At 49.3% G+C, this 14,022-nt stretch carries 14 protein-coding genes, 1 rRNA gene and 2 pseudogenes; 5 read left to right on the top strand and 12 right to left on the bottom strand.

Annotated features, from left to right (window positions below):
* Nucleotides 1-115: 115 nt before the first annotated feature.
* Nucleotides 116-826, bottom strand: a complete 711-nt coding sequence (locus JVX88_RS25800; RefSeq protein ID WP_211621488.1) for a hypothetical protein — start codon at nucleotides 824-826, stop codon at nucleotides 116-118.
* 669 nt (nucleotides 827-1,495) lie between these two features.
* Here JVX88_RS25800 and JVX88_RS25795 point away from each other — a divergent pair.
* Nucleotides 1,496-2,831 (top strand): 16S ribosomal RNA (locus tag JVX88_RS25795).
* A gap of 38 nt (nucleotides 2,832-2,869) precedes the next feature.
* Here JVX88_RS25795 and JVX88_RS25790 read toward each other — a convergent pair.
* The 8 genes and pseudogenes from JVX88_RS25790 to JVX88_RS25755 all read right to left on the bottom strand — a co-directional run bounded on the left by JVX88_RS25790 (nucleotide 2,870) and on the right by JVX88_RS25755 (nucleotide 8,494).
* Nucleotides 2,870-3,268 (bottom strand): hypothetical protein, encoded by a 399-nt coding sequence (locus JVX88_RS25790; protein ID WP_211621487.1) that lies wholly within the window; start codon nucleotides 3,266-3,268, stop codon nucleotides 2,870-2,872.
* 130 nt (nucleotides 3,269-3,398) lie between these two features.
* Nucleotides 3,399-3,743 (bottom strand): annotated as a pseudogene (locus JVX88_RS25785) (chlorophyll a/b binding light-harvesting protein); the annotation flags it as partial.
* Nucleotides 3,744-4,172: 429 nt separating this feature from the next.
* Nucleotides 4,173-4,742, bottom strand: coding sequence for a Fur family transcriptional regulator (locus tag JVX88_RS25780; RefSeq protein WP_035998455.1), 570 nt, complete (start codon nucleotides 4,740-4,742; stop codon nucleotides 4,173-4,175).
* 293 nt (nucleotides 4,743-5,035) lie between these two features.
* A complete protein-coding gene (locus tag JVX88_RS25775; RefSeq protein ID WP_211621486.1) occupies nucleotides 5,036-6,013 on the bottom strand; it encodes a phosphodiester glycosidase family protein in 978 nt (325 codons plus the stop codon).
* A gap of 173 nt (nucleotides 6,014-6,186) precedes the next feature.
* A complete protein-coding gene (locus tag JVX88_RS25770; protein WP_211621485.1) occupies nucleotides 6,187-6,777 on the bottom strand; it encodes a Uma2 family endonuclease in 591 nt (196 codons plus the stop codon).
* A gap of 136 nt (nucleotides 6,778-6,913) precedes the next feature.
* The gene (locus tag JVX88_RS43305; RefSeq protein ID WP_211628866.1) at nucleotides 6,914-7,156 is read right to left on the bottom strand and encodes a TonB-dependent receptor domain-containing protein; all 243 of its coding nucleotides are present in this window, start codon (nucleotides 7,154-7,156) and stop codon (nucleotides 6,914-6,916) included.
* 146 nt (nucleotides 7,157-7,302) lie between these two features.
* Complete coding sequence (locus JVX88_RS25760; protein ID WP_211621484.1) at nucleotides 7,303-8,175, bottom strand: TonB-dependent siderophore receptor; 873 nt, start codon at nucleotides 8,173-8,175, stop codon at nucleotides 7,303-7,305.
* Complete coding sequence (locus JVX88_RS25755; protein WP_211621483.1) at nucleotides 8,144-8,494, bottom strand: hypothetical protein; 351 nt, start codon at nucleotides 8,492-8,494, stop codon at nucleotides 8,144-8,146. Before JVX88_RS25755 ends, JVX88_RS25760 begins: the two co-directional genes overlap by 32 nt.
* Nucleotides 8,495-8,695: 201 nt before the next feature.
* Here JVX88_RS25755 and JVX88_RS25750 point away from each other — a divergent pair.
* Nucleotides 8,696-9,028 (top strand): annotated as a pseudogene (locus JVX88_RS25750) (elongation factor 4); the annotation flags it as partial.
* Nucleotides 9,029-9,787: 759 nt separating this feature from the next.
* A complete protein-coding gene (locus tag JVX88_RS25745; RefSeq protein WP_211621482.1) occupies nucleotides 9,788-10,189 on the top strand; it encodes a hypothetical protein in 402 nt (133 codons plus the stop codon).
* Between the two features lie 40 nt (nucleotides 10,190-10,229).
* Here the strand turns inward: JVX88_RS25745 and JVX88_RS25740 are convergent, their stop codons facing one another.
* Nucleotides 10,230-10,517 (bottom strand): hypothetical protein, encoded by a 288-nt coding sequence (locus JVX88_RS25740; protein ID WP_263975632.1) that lies wholly within the window; start codon nucleotides 10,515-10,517, stop codon nucleotides 10,230-10,232.
* 43 nt (nucleotides 10,518-10,560) lie between these two features.
* Between JVX88_RS25740 and JVX88_RS25735 the strand changes: the two genes are divergently transcribed.
* Together JVX88_RS25735 and JVX88_RS25730 are read left to right on the top strand one after the other, a co-directional pair.
* On the top strand, nucleotides 10,561-10,932 hold the full coding sequence (locus tag JVX88_RS25735; RefSeq protein ID WP_263975701.1) for a hypothetical protein: 372 nt from the start codon (nucleotides 10,561-10,563) through the stop codon (nucleotides 10,930-10,932).
* Nucleotides 10,929-12,119 carry a hybrid sensor histidine kinase/response regulator gene (locus JVX88_RS25730; protein ID WP_211621480.1) on the top strand — a complete coding sequence of 397 codons (1,191 nt, stop codon included), beginning with the start codon at nucleotides 10,929-10,931 and terminating at the stop codon, nucleotides 12,117-12,119. The genes JVX88_RS25735 and JVX88_RS25730 overlap by 4 nt, the downstream gene beginning before the upstream one ends.
* Nucleotides 12,120-12,187: 68 nt before the next feature.
* Here JVX88_RS25730 and JVX88_RS25725 read toward each other — a convergent pair whose 3' ends face one another.
* Both JVX88_RS25725 and JVX88_RS25720 read right to left on the bottom strand, forming a co-directional pair.
* Complete coding sequence (locus JVX88_RS25725) at nucleotides 12,188-12,592, bottom strand: hypothetical protein (protein ID WP_211621479.1); 405 nt, start codon at nucleotides 12,590-12,592, stop codon at nucleotides 12,188-12,190.
* 114 nt (nucleotides 12,593-12,706) lie between these two features.
* Nucleotides 12,707-13,786 carry a succinate dehydrogenase/fumarate reductase iron-sulfur subunit gene (locus JVX88_RS25720; RefSeq protein WP_211621478.1) on the bottom strand — a complete coding sequence of 360 codons (1,080 nt, stop codon included), beginning with the start codon at nucleotides 13,784-13,786 and terminating at the stop codon, nucleotides 12,707-12,709.
* Nucleotides 13,787-14,022: the final 236 nt, after the last annotated feature.

The following is a 14,022-nucleotide window of genomic DNA, read 5'->3' as shown; positions in this document are numbered from 1 at the left end:
GTTTATCCAGAACATTCCTCACTTCTGGCTCAGCATGCTCGAACTAACTGGGCTTATTTCTGCTTAGTCTAAACTCCGGTTATCATGCTAGCTGCGACACCAGTTAGCTTTAACTCTATCGACTTCTACGGAAATGCCCCCGGACGTAGGTTCCGTCCCTGCGAAAGTAGCCTCGAACATAAGTGGAGCCGTAACTTGAAGTCGGAATAGAGTAACTACGAATTGGAGCGGAGTAGCTACCAACTGCAGTGCCTGTGCTTAAATTCGGTCGCTCACTTGCTGCTCGATCTCCACAGCGATTACCTGCCGAGTCAAATTCCCACGGATAGTCACATCTCCCAGAACCACTTTCAGAACTTGATGAAGCAACTGGACTAGAAAAAGGCTGATTCTGTGGAGCAACGCTTTCTTCAGTAGTTGATGTAGTGGTGTTGCTTCTTAGTGCAGGATTAAGCGAGTTTTCAGAGATAGGCTCTAATGTGTTCTCTAATACTGGTCGTCGTTCAGTTTCAACATTGGGCAACTCTAAGACACGTACTTTAGCGCGCTGATCTGATCCCTGATTAATTAGGCTTTGGTGACCTTCTCCATCAACAGGGACATTGGCTTGAATGTGAGAAATATCAAAATTAGTCTCTGGCTCCTGCTGAATTACACGACTTGATGCATCTCTACCAACAGACGGAATGATAGAGATTTGAGAAGATGTCGATTGAGCCTTCTCAGAGTCAGCAGGATGATTTCTAGCTATTGGACTAGACGAAGAATCTTGAATACCTTTGGGCAGCAGCGGAGAAACAGGAGAAATGCTAGGGATCTTAAGCAAAGATGAAGGGGTCCTGTTGCTGCTTAAGCCAGGTTCTCTTTGAGTGTTCGGGGATCAAAGAGGTTGTGTCTCAGCAGGGATTATGGACTGTTTCGCTGTATCGGGACATCCCCTCATCAAAACAGAAATTAACAATCCAACTCCAATTAGTTTCCAAGTTTGCATGACTTAATACTGCCGCCTTTAGAGAAAATCTCCGCCAGGCTGTCAAGAGCAACTCTTAAAACATCCCGTAGTAAGTAATACACAGTAAGTAATACACACTGAAAAGACAGAATCAGGAAATCAACTACTATTTTTTGCTAAGTTCGGTCAGAGTGAAGCCGTAACCTTGAGCGTCCATATAATTACGTTTGAATGACCGACGCACCCAAAATGAAGCAGGATAACGGTGCTGTTCAGCGGTTGCAGACCTAACTTTGCCACCCCACGAGCTTGAACCAACAATCCGTTGCAACAGCATTGTTAGCTGAGAGCCGCACCGACTGCCCCTGCTGTCTTTAACTTTACCTCCTCATCCACAATCCTCAAACCACTGTCCTCACCCACCAACTGCGCGGTGCTTTGCTACTTGCCAACCGGCTCGAACCACTGGCTCAACCGACTACCTGCGCGGTGCTTTGCCACTCGGTGAATGACTCGGTGAACGAGTGGAAGAACTGTTCGCGGAGTCAGCTAACTACTAATTAGACTGAATTTTTCTGCCTAATCACCCTGATAAGCTAGATATACTGAAACTTTTCTGTATATCTGCCTATATCAGCAGATTAGACTGAAACTTTTCCGCATAATACTCTCGATTCAGGTGATTATGAGACACTGCCCGGACTCCTACGGGAGGCTGCAGCGACGAATCTTCCGCAATGGGCGCAAGCCTGACGGAGCAATGCCGCGTGTGGGATGAAGCATCTCTGGTGTGTAAACCACTGTCAGGGGACGGAACCAATGATTGTCTCCAAAGGAAGTGGCGACTAACTCTGTGCCAGCAGTCGCGGTAATACAGAGGCCACGAGCGTTAGTCGGAATCACTGGGCTTAAAGGGTGCGTAGGCGGCTTGGCGCGTGCTTCGTGAAAGCCCCCGGCTCAACCGGGGAACTGCGGGGCATACGGCCGGGCTTGAGGCGTGTAGGGGCGGGCAGAACTGTAGGTGGAGCGGTGAAATGCGTAGATATCTACAGGAATGCCGATGGTGAAGACGGCCCGCTGGGCACGTCCTGACGCTGAGGCACGAAAGCGTGGGGAGCAAACAGGATTAGATACCCTGGTAGTCCACGCCGTAAACGATGTCTGCTAGATCGAGGTGGCTCTCACGCCGGCTCGGTCGACGCAAAAGCGATAAGCAGACCGCCTGGGGAGTACGGTCGCAAGGCTAAAACTCAAAGGAATTGACGGGGGCTCACACAAGCGGTGGAGCATGTTGCTTAATTCGAGGCAACGCGAAGAACCTTACCTGGGTTTGACATGGCTGGATTAACTCCTGGAAACAGGAGCCACGCCCGCAAGGGTGGAACAGTCACAGGTGCTGCATGGCTGTCGTCAGCTCGTGCTGTGAAGTGTCGGGTTAAGTCCTCTAACGAGCGCAACCCCTATCGTTAGTTGCTCACGGGTAATGCCGAGTACTCTAGCGAGACTGCCGCTGTAAAGCGGAGGAAGGTGGGGATGACGTCAAGTCCTCATGGCCCTTACATCCAGGGTTGCAAACGTGCTACAATGGTGCGTACAAAGCGACGCGAGGCCGCGAGGCGGAGCAAATCGCAAAAAACGCACCCCAGTTCGGATTGTAGGCTGCAACTCGCCTGCATGAAGTCGGAATCGCTAGTAATCGGAGATCAGCTACGCTCCGGTGAATAAGTTCCTGAGCCTTGTACACACCGCCCGTCAAGTCATGGGAGCCGGTAGTGCCCGAAGTCGCCACATCTCAGTGGTGCCTACGGCAAGATCGGTGACTGGGACTAAGTCGTAACAAGGTAGCCGTAGGGGAACCTGCGGCTGGATCACCTCCTTTCTAAGGGACTCCTTAGACCCCGGGCCCGCACACGCGGGTCACCAGAGCAATCTGGCCGGGTGCTGTGAGTGCACTCTCGTTCGCGCTCCCGCGCGAAAAGCCGATCGGCGACGGTCGGCGATGGTTCCCAACTGCTTCTGATCCACGCAACGCCCGGGTTCATCCCGGGCGTTGTTCTTTTCCCTCCGACCCTTCTCCGCCGGCGTCGCGCTCGTCCCGTTCCCAGCGCTCGTTTGCTCCTGCGATTCCTCACCGGATCTCGGCGAGCGCGAAGCGGCCTCGGTCGGCTGTCGCCAGCTCCTGATCGATCGTCCTACTGTGCCGCCCCAGGTGGGGTGTTCTCCCGTGTTCCCGATGTCGTTCCCGCTGTTGCCGGTCACGCATGGCTCCTGAGTTCCGTTCCGAGCCGATCGTCCCTCCTCACGGCGTCGTACCATCCTCGATGCCGCGGCTGCCGTGGACCATCTGGAGGTATCTGCTCGCCGAGCTCTGGCGTCTGCTCCTGCTCTCCACCGCCATCCTTGTCCTGGTCATCTCCTTCGCCGCCACCGCCAAGCCCCTGATGGATGGCGCCTTGAAGGTATGGAACAGTGCCCCAGCCCCCAGCACCGCTGACGAAATCAGGTGTACCACGCCTACCACAAACATGGGATAGGTGTTTACCACCTCACCGCCTTTGCCGACGCCCAGCCCCAGTGAGGCTAGGTGGGGCAACAAAATCAGCCCCTGCTCTCCCATCGGAACGGCGGGATTGTAGCGGGAGATTTCAAACAGAGTAAAGGCACCAGCCCAAAAGGTAATCAACGCCGCTTGGCCCACATGGGCCGCAATAAACAAGCCTGATAGATTGGCAAACCGGGCATTACCCGCCCACCAATCATATTTCACGCTCGGATTATCGTAGGTTTGCATTAAACAGTCCTCCCAGTATTGGAAACGAGTTTAGAAACAGACCGGCGGCTGCAAGCACAACTGCACCGGTCTGAGGGAGCCACGAACTTCCTGATTTGGAAAATGCCGACATGATGCCAGTCACACTCACAGGGCAGTAAGCCGCCAGTAAGTTGTTGCAAAGTATCTTCAGGAAGCTTGCAAGCTTAGCTTATCAGAAAATTCGGCATACTTGAGAATTAGTCTCATTAATTTCAGATAATATTTTTCTATCTACTCTAGATTTAGGACTAAAATTCTTGATATTCAAGCAGTAAAAGTGCTTCTAATTAAAGATCACAGCGATTTTGGTTGCCTGAACACAAGTGCGCCATTGCCAGACAAAGAGGCAACTACTGTTAAAGTTAATGGGTAACTACTGCCACGATTCTCATCTGCGCCAAGCGCATCTCATTCCTGATCTGCCGATTCCGAGCCATTCTCCAGTCGGGACTCCAATTGACTCAAGGATTGGGCAACGTGACGGCTCTGCATTGAGCGACTGCAAATCCAATCGCGGGGCAAGGTGTGACTCCAACCCTGTTCCATCGCCTCTGGACAGATGACATAGACTGTGAGCTGACAATCCAGCAGGTGGTAGCCTTCGATTTCAGCTTGTTTCGAGCCAATCCGGTCAATCAACTCACTCTCAAACTCCAAGGTTTGGTTACACTGCACGCAAACCAGATGATGATGCTGATGGCGATTGGGTGCGTTTAGTTCATAATGCTTGTGCCCTTCCGCTAGCTCTAGTTCCCGCAGAATTCCCATGTAGGTCATTAGATGCAGGGTTCGATAAACAGTTGACAAACTGATGCGCTCTCCCTGCCGCCGCAGAATTTGATGCAGATCTTCGGCACTGAGGTGGTCACCCTGAGATAGGGTCTGAAAGATATGCAGAATTACTTGCCGCTGAGGAGTCAGCCGAAAGCCACGTTCGTTCAAGAAGGCTTTGAGGGAAGCCGGAGTATTAGGAGACATGTAATTCCTCTGGCGGTCTTAAATTGGATAGTCCTTAGATATTCTGATTGACCCGATTTGGGCTGCATCCAGATCTAATGAAAATCATTTTCATTAGTTTCGGGAATTCTGTAAAGGGCTTGGTGCAAGTTTTTATCATTTGATCTGCATTTATGCCTGTGAGAGAAGTCACCCTAGTCGGGTAGCAAAAATTCCAAGATGGAAGCTGGGAAACCAAACTTGGGCATATTGCAAGCAAGGTTTTTCTCCATTTCATCTCTGCTGGTTACGGCTGCCCCCGGCCAACTCCAGCTCTATCGGCGGCAAAGGATTAACGCTATGGCATTTACACTCAAACCCGTAATTGATACCTGGCTCAAACTCAGTACAGCCCAGGGGGCTACCCTTCCCGATGAGCAACGGCAACTGATTGAAGCTGGCACCGTAGGATTGCCTTCCGCATCGAGCTTGCCGTGCACGGTGGTTCCCTCATAGAACAAAGCCGAGGAACTGCCTCCGTCTAAATTCAGGGCAGCAGTAACTCCCAGGCTTTTGAGGAATTCGGCCATTGCCGGCAACGACAGGCCCGATGGGTTAACGCCTGGTTTCTGCGCCACCATCACCCAGAGCATATCCCCGTCCGGAGTCAAACCAACTGCGGTTCTGGCGTTTGGTTGGCGGCTGCCCAGTGCATCTCGGATTACAGTACCTGTGGCATCAGTTGCAGTGAAGCCTTCCAACTCAGAGGTTAACTCAGGCAATAACTGAGGACCAGCCCCTAAGGCATCGAGCAATTCACAGTCCGTCGGGATCGGATCGCGATGCAAGGCAATCGCATAGCGCAAGTTCTGACCACACTGATAGCGTCGTAACTCACTGCGGTTGAGAATCTGATCCATATAGAGAGCCAACTCCGGGTTGCTGACCAAGCGCTCGTTTTGCCTCGGATCGGCCACCTGTTGTCCCTGAATCGTGACATAGGAGGTCGATTTCTGGTTCTGCGGATCAAAAAAGCCACCATTGAGTACAGCAACTGCATCGTACCGTTGAGCAAATGTTGCCAAATCGGCGATTTCTGGAGCCACGGCAGGTACAACCTGATAGGCACTGGCCGGAATCCGCAAGACATGCACCTCGCTAGTTGGGAGAGAAGTGACCCTGTAATGCAGTTCCGCAGAACGGGAAGCTGTCGGACTAGAGGCAACCGATGGCGAGGGCAATGACTGTACCGCGCAGCCTTCCAAACCAACCACACCAGCACCTATCAGACTCAGCAGAATAATTCTATTCATTGTCTTGGCAAGTAATCTGCATCATTTCATCAGCTCTGATGCCAGTAGAAGCAAATGCTTTTCCCATAATAGGTAAAGGAGATACCAGTGAGAAAAAAGATTGAGGAGTAGCTTAAGCAGATGCGTACCCGGTATGGGCAGCTCCCTGTCGAAAACCTTGTTTAAGAGCCTATCTAATCTTCTGGATTCAGCACTTGCTTAGCCGTTAGTGCAAACCTTGGGAACAAAGAAGAGAAAATGCGCTCGTCATTCCGAAAGCTTGTTTCTTGATACACTCCGTCTACTAACGTCAGCACCATCACTGTCTGCTGTTCTGGATCGACTAGCCAGTACTCTGGAATCCCTCGTGCTTGATATTGGGAGCGCTTGTCTTCATAGTCGCGGTCGCGGTTAGTTTGTCCAGGACCCACAACTTCCATGACCAAAACTGGAGCAGGCATTTCCAACCGAATTGTCAGCCGTTTTTGGGTCAGTTGAATGTGTTCTGGCCGCAAAATCACAAAGTCGGGAAACCGATTGCGGGGTTGCTTTGGCTTGAGGACAGGAACTTCGATCTCACAGTTGTAGCGATGCGTGAGTCTGGGTTTTACCAAGCCTGCATTGATGAAGTAAAGCTGTAGCGCTAACGATAGCCAAGCATTGAACTCAGACTCCGTTGGCATTTTGATTAACACTCCATCAACCCATTCATAGCGGTTGTCTGTACCATCGTCATAGCTCAGGTATTCCTCAAAAGTCATGCGGGGTTTTATGACGCTGGACATGAGACTGCCCTCTTTCAGTCACTTCCTCGGTTTGTACTGATTCTACTCTAATGATTTTTTGCAACTTCAATCCATTGGCGGTTGCTCTGTTTCTCCAGGGAATTGGCTGAGGCAGTTAGGAAATGTCCCGGCTGAATCAGGCGTTACGGTTGCTGCACTTAAAGGCGTTCTCAAAATAGCCTACATCGAAAATGTTTTTGAAATTGAGAGCGGCACGGAACCTGTCCCGTTTATAGAAAATTGCGGCATCCGTTGTTAAATAGCTGGGAACTTCAAAAGTATTGGCTGCATCTCCAGCACGATCGCCCACATAGAAAAGCCCTAGCCCAAATCCCAAACCTTGCAAATCGCCTCCTTGAATTTCATAGGTTGTCCACAGGCTGGCAGTGCCAGGAAGTCTCTATTGGTTTGACGAAATAAATCAAACCGTCCGCTTACAGCCTTTTTCAGGCTAGTGAAGTACGAAAAACGGGGTGCAGGGGCAGTGCCCCTGCGTGGGGGCGAAGCCCCCACACCCCCTGTACCTCACATGAGTGAAAAACGCTGTAGAAGTAGATTCAAGTTGTCTGTAATTCTGATCTGATCTTGTACTAGAAAACCAAGCTCATCCGTCACGGTATTACTATCAATCTCAGATGTAATTTCTCCTGGCGGTTGACCATAGATTGGATCAAATAAATCAATTGGTGCACCTGATTTGCCTGTAAAACTCAAGCTATTATCTAACCTGCCCAGATCGACTCCAAACAATAACTGATGATCGATCGAACCCGTTGAGAATCTACCTAGGATATTGGTTACAAACCTGTAATCATAGTACTGATCTTGTAAATCATTGAAGGTTCTCAGCAAAGTACGATTGTCTGGCAGCAGTTCAGTGCCAATATTGATTCCACCCCCATCATAGTTCACATATCCATATCGAAAGGTGTTATTGAATGACCAATTCTCATTAAACCGATGTTCTAATCTGTACCCAATTCTTGTAGCCGAAACACCAAGTTCACCTTCATTAGTGATGCGATCGCGAGGGATATCACCATTTGGGTTAGAAAATATGGTTCCAGTTGCTGGCAAACCCAAATTATAATCATCCTGGTATAAGCTTTTGTAGGCTCCTTCAACAGTTAGGTTCGTATTTTCTCCAAGTTCAATGCTGATAACGGGAGCAACGACTAAATTTCTGGTTTCACTAAAGTCGGTGAAGAACTCCTGATCTCTGTAAGAGGCATTGAGCCGATACAAAACTCTTCCGGATTCATCTACTGGTCCCGACAGATCGATTTCGCCACGGTAAAAGTTGAAATTTCCAGCAGTTTCCTCAATGAAATAGTACGGATCACTCAAGGGCTGCTTTGTAACAAAATTAACGGTTCCCCCCGGAGGCGATCGTGCCATCTGCGGTTTCTAAAATGATCTGCAAGCCTGTTTCGGTTGTCTCAACGCGAACTCCGGTAATTTGCACCAGTGATGCTTCAATTTGTGCTATCCAATCTTCGATCGTGACAGCAGGTTGCTCCAACTCATGCAGTTGAGGAATCTCAGCATTGGCGATCGGCAATGCTGATGCCAAATCATCGCGTTGAGCAGTAAACTCATCACTCATCGGTTCTACCTGAGCGATCGCAGGCAACGCTTCTGCCACACTGCCCATACCGCCCAGTACCCCGACAACAATCCACAAACTAGCCTGAAACGACAGCAGCCCAACTTTCATGACAACGCCTCACACACCAAACATCAGGTTTGTTGAAAATCATTCCTAATTGAAATAAAGCGTAGTGTAGAGGAGCAAATTGAAGCTCGTCTATCCAAAACCCGCCAATGATGATCCAAAATCCGCCAATCGATCGAGATTGCGACTCTCCAAACATAAATCGAAAGAGTTGCGGGTGAGTCAGCCTATCTTAAAGCGAACTTAAAGAACGGCGACAAGGTCGATCCGTTGGCAACCATCGTGCATCGCGACAAGGCTTACTACGTTGGCAAAGCGCTGGTGGAAAAGCTGAAGGAGCTAATTCCCCGCCACCAGTTTAAGATCCCAATTCAGGCGGCTATTGGCACCCGAATTGTTGCCAGTGAGCATATTCCGGCCCTGCGGAAGGATGTCTTAGCCAAGTGCTACGGTGGCGACATTTCCCGTAAGAAGAAACTGTTGCAGAAGCAGGCCAAGGGTAAGAAACGCCTCAAGGCAATTGGTACGGTCGATGTGCCGCAGGAAGCATTTATGGCGGTGCTGAAGTTGCAGTAGGCTTAACTGAGCTACTTATATCAGGCACAGGGGGCAGACGTTGCTGCAATTGCCGAAGCAATCAAGGTTGCGAAAGCTAGCATAAAAATAGACGACCATTTCCGTGAACAGGAAAGTAGTCGTCTGTTGATTAAAAGGAGAAACAGTGCTGTGAAGAAACGTTAGTGCAATTAACGTCTTCTGTAGTTGTCTTCTACTGTAGCTAGCTCATGAATGAAACACAATAGATAAAGGTCAGTCAAAAGTCAGTTCCAAGTCAGATTCTGCAAGCCGCAGCAATCTTTTCTAAATGCTATAGCTAAGTAGGTGAGCATAATTAAACCTAAAACCTTGCGCCGCCCGCGCAGCGGGCGGCGCAAGGTTTTGAATCTGGTTTTTAATTACGCCGAGGTACTTACTGTCACTTCCCCACCCATCCACCTCCAATCAACTGCCATAAATGGCTCTCAACTGATACTAATTCAGGAAAGATGCCACAGATGCCTGTGCAAAAATTAATTGCGCCACCAGTCCTCCAAAATCTGTAGCCGTCACTACGACAGTTAGGGCAGAGATATTTTTGTGGGTGTACTTCGCGTACCCACAAAAATGTCCTATCTCTTCTGTCAACCACTATAAAATGCAAAATCCAATGGTATGACTTTTCCTGACTTTCTCAGACTGACATCAACCGCAACACCCGATACCCTGAAATCAATTCGTTGCATCAAAGCATAGGGTCTTGCTAGTGGTCTTACGTATCAATAGGAGAAGTTTAAGGTGCAAGCATTTTCAACCAAATTGCAAGTAACCATGGATCTACGAGATACAATCCTCAGGCGGGAAGAAAATCGGTTCACTCGCGATTACTCCCAGGGATATTGCTACTACAAAGAATCACAGCAGCTCACGCTCTATGGTAACTTTACATTCCACTTTGCCCAAGTTGTATTGGCTTCTATATCGAGGAATAGATCCGGATTACCTACAGAACGCCATCAGATCCATAGCGGGGCGTGGCAGGTTGAAATCCGACAAGGCAGAATCGCGTTGGTGTTGAATAACGAGGATGGTTCTGAAGTATGGTGGTACATCGAAGATGGCGAGACCGGGGTGCAATATTTAGATGGCAAAGCTTGGCAGCGCTGCTCAATTCACGACAAGCTGGAAGATCCTCGCTAAAGTCTCCTAACTCCTAACTTCCAATATCAATTTTCAAGCTCTACACAGTTGGCACAAATACAGCAATTGCTTGGGGCACCACCCGGAAGTGAGCCGGAGTTTGGCAGGTGATTTCGCCATCGGTATTGATTGCCTGCCGCCTGCGGGTAAATACTTCCACCTCTCGACAACGATAGTGCTGTACAAATGACCAGGAGGTGTGATTGCCGGTGCGCATCGCTGGCAAAATCAGGAGCATTTGCCACCAGTGTTTGATATTGAGGCTATAGACATCGAGCTGGGGAACAGGTTTGGGACTGGTGATCAGCCGTCGCTTTGTTGATTTGATGGGGGGCAAGCTTCAGGTTCAGAGTATACTTGGGGCAGGATCTGTGTTTGAATTTACGATTCCGGTGCATTTGAAAACTCAAGATTTGTCGCTGCCGACCCGATTGCGGGCTGCCGATCCGTCTATAGACGTTGAGCCAAGCGGGGTAGACTACTTATATGAATATGAAGGCTTATATGAAAGAACCAATCAATCTCTGGTCTATCAGGTGTCCGCTTCTGATCTGGAAGTGATGCCTCCAGAGTGGATTGCTAGTCTTTGTCAAGCAGCTAGCGGCTGTAGCGATCGGCAGGTCCTTCAATTGATTGAGCAAATTCCGGCAGCTCATTCCGATTTGGCTAGAGGTTTAAAAGAATTGGTTTATCACTTTCAGTTTGAAGAAATTGTTGAATTAATAAAATTTAAGCCCCAATGAGTTCAGTTCCCACAAGTCATACTGATTCTCCTGGAGTCAGAGGCACAATTCTGATTGTTGACGATACCCCTAACAATTTGCGCTTGCTTTCTTCAATGCTGACCAAACAGGGTTATGAGGTCCGCAGCGCGATCAGTGGTTCGGTCGCATTGATGGCTGTCCGCACCGTACCACTCGACTTGATTTTGTTGGATATCAACATGCCGAAAATGAACGGCTACGAGGTTTGTCAACAGCTCAAAGCCGACGAACAAACTCGCGATATTCCAGTCATCTTTTTGAGTGCATTGGGTGAACCATTGGATAAAGTGCAAGCCTTTCAGGTTGGCGGCGTAGATTACATCACTAAACCGTTTCAGGTCGAGGAAGTGTTGGCTCGCGTCGAAAATCATTTGATGTTGCGCCGGATGCAGATTGAATTGCAGCAAGCGAAGGCCGATGCATTGAGAGCACTCGCCCAAGAGCAGGAGCTGAATCGTCTTAAGTCAGAATTTGTGGCGATGATCTCCCACGACTTTCGCACGCCTTTGACGAGCATCCAAGGCTTTGCCGAACTCTTGCACTACGGAGGGGACACTCTAACGGTTGAGATGCAGGAGCGCTATTTCGACAAAATCAACGCTGCTGTTGAACATATGCTGTATTTGCTAGATGAAGTGCTGATGATTGGCCGGATCGAGTCTGGGACTACCCAGTGCCAGCCAGTCCTGTTGGATCTAGAGAAATTCTGTCGGGAGATCTACGAGTCCTTAGAATTGAGCGCCCATCATCGGTACAAAATTCAATTTAGCTATACAGGTGATTGTAAGCAGGTGAGTATCGATCAAGTATTGCTAAATCGAATTTTAACGAACCTGTTGTCAAACGCGATCAAGTATTCTCCGGAGTATAGTCAAATCGACTTCAATGTTCATTGTGACACCAGAAACGCCGTGTTTGAAATTAAGGATGAAGGAATTGGCATTCCTTTAGAAAACCAACAGCAGTTATTCAAAACATTCTATCGCTGCAGCAATGTTGGACAAATTAAAGGAACAGGCTTAGGATTGGCAGTTGTAAAACGCTGTGTGGATGCCCATCAAGGCCAGATTCAGCTAGAAAGCCAAGAAGGAGTGGGAACCACAGTTAGGGTACAGCTGCCCATAGAAATGAACAATGCTGTATATGAATTGCAAAACGTGACGTAATCACCTGCGATTGCGCCTGCTACCGCAATCCCTGTGCCTGAGTATAACTAAACGGTGACTTAATCCAGTCATTTTCTTGAAAGCGGCTGTAGCGAAACAGGTTGAGCATTTCCACCTGGTGGCAGAATTTCTGGCAGGGGTGGTTCGCGCAGCAGGTAAATCGCCCGTTCTTTTGCTATTCCTCGTAGATCAGGAGTTGACGACTCCAAAGCGGCGGCTGGTTGCGGCTGATTAGACTTTTGAAAAGGATTAAAAGCACTGAAAGGGTTGCTCAACAGGCGGTTGCGCCGGGAGGTTGCTGTAGATTGAAAGAAATTGTACTGATACAGCAACAAGAAATCTGGGTTTGGCGCATTTCTGAGAATTTGAATATTTTTCCAAACACCAAAAGGCTGCGGCGTTTGCTTCCACAGCCAATCTCCTTGAGATAATCCCTCGTAGGAGGTAATCATGCCAACCACTTTTTTGCTCATGCCTGTTGCTTCACCGAGAACCAAGGGTCATGTGTAGAGTTCCCGGAATGGAAAACAGGGCAACAGACGCCAGCCGAGGGAAGCAGATGCTAAAGTTGGTCCTTACTGCTGTCGCTAGCTTTTGTCACTGGCTTCTACAGTAGATTGCTGTGATTGCTGCTCCAGACATTGGACTGCTTCGATCAACGAGCGGACTTCAGCCGTGCCTTCTGAGGGTTCAAAGCTCATGGGGAACTTACCACGAGCCAGCATCCGGAAGCCTAAAGGTGCGAGACTAAATAGTCCTTTTAGGTCGCGGAAGGAGTCGCCGACCACCTTGACCCCAAATCGCCGCTCATCGATCCAGCCGCCTTGCTTAACCAACTCAATCAACCCTCGCCGGTGACGAATTGGACGGCTCACCGGTTGGGCTTGACTGCTTTCGGTGGGAAGGCGGTCTAAAATTTCCTGCTTGATTTTGCTGATCTGCTCCATTGGTGCCACACCCATTGGACAGACCGTGTTGCAGTAGTAGCAGCGGGTACAGCCCCAGACACCTTTTGTGCCTTCGTTGTACCGTTCTAGCCGCTGCTCAGTCTGGCTGTCTCTAGAATCAGCGATAGTGCGATAGGCTTTGGCCAGGGCATGGGGACCGACAAATTCTGAATTGACTTCTCGCCCATTGCACTCCGAATAACACGCACCACAAAGGATACAGTTGCCGACCTGATTCAGCCGCTCCCGCTCTTCGGGGGACTGCAAAAATTCCCGTTCCGGCACCCGTCGCGCTGCTGTACTGACAAAGGGATCGACCGCTTGCAGTGTATCCCAGAAGCTTTTCATATCGACAACCAGATCTTTAATCACCGGCATGTTGCCCATTGGCGCGACGATGATAGTAGGGACATCGGTAGTAGGTACATTAGCGGTGCCGTTTTGCACAGGAGAATGGGCCGCAATTTCTTGGAGCCGGGCTAATTCGCTGCCAACGTTTTCTTTGCATGCTAGGGCAGACCGACCGTTGATCCGCATAGCGCAGCTTCCGCATATCGTGTTGCGGCAATTTTTGCGAAAGGCGAGTGTTCCATCCTGCTCCCACTTGATGCGATTGAGGCAGTCCAGAATGGTGTTTCCCGGCTCTACATCCAACTGATAGGTTTGAATTCGAGGTGCCGCATCAGCATCTTGTCGGATCACCTGAAAAAGAACTTGCATAAATTGAAACGAATGAACAAATGAATCCTAGTTTCCAGTTTAGTCCTAATCTTTCTGGCTAGGTGGAGTTGCCGTGTTGATTTAATCTGGTTAGTTTACTTTAGTTGGCTCACGTGCTAGCAACTGCTCTACTGAATTTAACTGGATTCAACTGGAGCATGTTTAACGGTCATGTTTAACGGTCTTGATGTGCTGCATTCATCTCCTTTTCTAGCATGTCCAAGCGACTCCAAACA

The organism is Leptolyngbya sp. 7M, from assembly GCF_018128485.1.
The sequence above is the reverse complement of the archived record's forward strand: the minus strand, read 5'-3'. Positions and strand labels throughout refer to the sequence as shown.

Excerpts from the sequence above, each read along its gene's own strand:
- JVX88_RS25790 (WP_211621487.1), bottom strand. The coding sequence starts at position 3,268 with ATGGTACGACGCCGTGAGGAGGGACGATCGGCTCGGAACGGAACTCAG.
- JVX88_RS25780 (WP_035998455.1), bottom strand. The coding sequence starts at position 4,742 with ATGTCTCCTAATACTCCGGCTTCCCTCAAAGCCTTCTTGAACGAACGT.
- JVX88_RS25775 (WP_211621486.1), bottom strand. The coding sequence starts at position 6,013 with ATGAATAGAATTATTCTGCTGAGTCTGATAGGTGCTGGTGTGGTTGGT.
- JVX88_RS25770 (WP_211621485.1), bottom strand. The coding sequence starts at position 6,777 with ATGTCCAGCGTCATAAAACCCCGCATGACTTTTGAGGAATACCTGAGC.
- JVX88_RS25760 (WP_211621484.1), bottom strand. The coding sequence starts at position 8,175 with ATGGCACGATCGCCTCCGGGGGGAACCGTTAATTTTGTTACAAAGCAG.
- JVX88_RS25755 (WP_211621483.1), bottom strand. The coding sequence starts at position 8,494 with ATGAAAGTTGGGCTGCTGTCGTTTCAGGCTAGTTTGTGGATTGTTGTC.
- JVX88_RS25730 (WP_211621480.1), top strand. The coding sequence starts at position 10,929 with ATGAGTTCAGTTCCCACAAGTCATACTGATTCTCCTGGAGTCAGAGGC.
- JVX88_RS25725 (WP_211621479.1), bottom strand. The coding sequence starts at position 12,592 with ATGAGCAAAAAAGTGGTTGGCATGATTACCTCCTACGAGGGATTATCT.
- JVX88_RS25720 (WP_211621478.1), bottom strand. The coding sequence starts at position 13,786 with ATGCAAGTTCTTTTTCAGGTGATCCGACAAGATGCTGATGCGGCACCT.